2 protein-coding genes are annotated in these 2,334 nt (G+C 32.0%); both read left to right on the forward strand.

The window, feature by feature from the left end:
• The first annotated feature begins 209 nt into the window (after nucleotides 1–209).
• Nucleotides 210–1,286, forward strand: coding sequence for a putative phage abortive infection protein (locus tag ACE01N_RS20315; RefSeq protein ID WP_380592880.1), 1,077 nt, complete (start codon nucleotides 210–212; stop codon nucleotides 1,284–1,286).
• A 191-nt stretch (nucleotides 1,287–1,477) separates the two neighbouring features.
• A complete protein-coding gene (locus ACE01N_RS20320) occupies nucleotides 1,478–2,140 on the forward strand; it encodes a hypothetical protein (RefSeq protein WP_380592882.1) in 663 nt (220 codons plus the stop codon).
• Nucleotides 2,141–2,334: the final 194 nt, after the last annotated feature.

The raw sequence follows: 2,334 nt of genomic DNA on the forward strand, positions 1-2,334 counted from the left end.
AAGATGAGTTGATCAACTTAGATGAATAAAAAACGGCATACAACACGCGGTCATAGTGCATGGCAGTACTTTTAAACAAAATATTTCAACGTTCGCTGCAAGCGCCTTTAGTCCTGACAGTTCCTATCCTATCGGACAGAAACTGCCACGACACCATACCGCGGGAACGTTATAGGCCATAAAAACTAAGAACTGCACACAGTGAACAAATGAAAAAATTAGAAAACATAATACTTATAGCTGCTGGGATTTTTTTTATCTTTTTCATTTTTCAAGTTTTAGCGCAAACAGGAATTTCGTGGATAATCGACTTTAAAATTGCTTCAGATTGGGCTTCGTCAATTAGTGGAGTTCTCGCATTTTTTAGTTTCGTTTTAATTTATTTCTCCTTTAAGTATCAACAAAAATCCTTTAACAAAGGAATAATTGAGTCAAAATTTTTCGAAAAGGTAAAAATCCATCGAGAAAACGTTCAAACGATGGAACATGAAGACCCCCAATCTTTGAATAAAGATAACATTCAAGTTTTAAAAGGAGTTCGTGTTTTTATGACTTTGCTAAATGAATTTAACCAAGCATTTTTCTATCTCGACAGCAGATTTGGAAGTTGGAAAACTGAAGATATTTATAGAAATAAAGAGGATTATTTAAAAGATAAAATCAAAATAGAAAATGGTGGAATAAATATTGATGTTCGGTTATTAAATAAAATCAACATTTCATACTTGATTCTTTATTATGGTGTTACAAGCCAAGGCAAGGAAATGCTAAGGAGCTTTCTAAAAAAGAAATATCAAGATGAATTAGTTGATAGTATTGTGGATTATTATGAAAGTATGCCTGTTTATTACTCGGAGCACAGACAAGAATTTAATCTAATGAACTATGTGACTAAAGGAAAAACTTTTAACAAATTCTTTTGTGGACACCAAAATAGATTGGGACACTACTTTAGACACATGTTTCAAACAGTAAATTACATTAACGCACGCAAAGATTTAGAATACAAAGAAAAATATGAATACATAAAAACTTATAGAGCGCAATTTTCCACCTATGAGCAGGCAATAATATTTCTCAATAGCCTATCTCAATTAGGGGAGACATGGGAATTAAATCAAACAGATATCAACACAAGGTTGATTACTAAGTATAATTTAATAAAGAACCTTTCGACGGACTTTGTCAGTAAAATATCTGTTAAAGACTTTTATCCATACATTGCCTATGAAGTTGAAATGTTTGACCTGAATAAACGTAATGAATTAGAAAAAAAATATAAATAATTACGGCCTATAACACGCGGTCATAGTGCATGCGGTTTTGTTTTAACATGCAAACCCACATTCCGTATGCCGTCGTTTTCGGCTTGACAGTCTCCACTTCGTGGGACAGTCAACCGCACGACACCATACCGCGGGAACGTTGTGTCCCATTTTAGAAATTTTAAATAGCTTGTTCTGAAAATTATTTTTTGATGAATCGTATTTTAGCAATACAAATTCTTATTTTGTTCAGTCTCCTTTATGCAACTGGACAAGAAATAATTCCTTTGGAAAATGACAAATTAATTCAGAAATACTTTTCTGATGAAGAAATTATAAACCTAAAATTGATAACAAACTACTTTGACAAAATTGTTTTAGATTGGAGTACCAGTCCTGAAACAAATAAAGCTTATCATGAATATCTTGACTATATCGTAGAAAATATTGATAAAAAAGAGGTCATTTATCAACATATTAATCCAAACCTTCAAAATAGAGTGGATTTATTTGATACTTTAGAAACTAACAACTTCTTTAATGAGATTTGGAAATATGAAAATGTAACTAGAGTTAGTGTTAAAGATACAACTTTAATTAACCCTCCAAATTTTGAAACATTAGAATTGAATATTCAGGGTAAATATTTTGACTATTTAAAAAAACTATCTCGTAAAGATAAAAATTACCATGAAGTTTATAAAAGCATTATGGCCAGTGGAGCAATAGGTCCATATATCAGGTGGTGGTCAATAAGACAAAACAACTTAATGAACTATAATAAAGAGTATAATAGACTTTTTCTAGCAATTAGTCTTTTTTCATATGAAGATTGGGAAGTAAAAGTTAGTCGCTATTTACAAATCCAAAAATAAGTTGAAAATAAAACGGTACACAACACGCGGTCATAGTGCATGGCAGTACTTTTAAACAAAATAATTCAACGTTCGCTGCAAGCGCCTTTCGTCCTGACAGTTCCTTTCACGTGTGAAAGAAACTGCCACGACACCATACCGCGGGAACGTTGTGCACAATAAAATGAAACGACTTACAACATACATATTATTGA

Origin of the sequence: Quyinboa ferrireducens, assembly GCF_042436675.1 — a bacterium.
In the GTDB taxonomy this organism is placed as follows: Bacteria; Bacteroidota; Bacteroidia; order Bacteroidales; family UBA5342; genus JBHJHP01.

Coding starts and splice junctions, on each gene's coding strand:
- ACE01N_RS20315 (WP_380592880.1), top strand. CDS start 210: ATGAAAAAATTAGAAAACATAATACTTATAGCTGCTGGGATTTTTTTT.
- ACE01N_RS20320 (WP_380592882.1), top strand. CDS start 1,478: ATGAATCGTATTTTAGCAATACAAATTCTTATTTTGTTCAGTCTCCTT.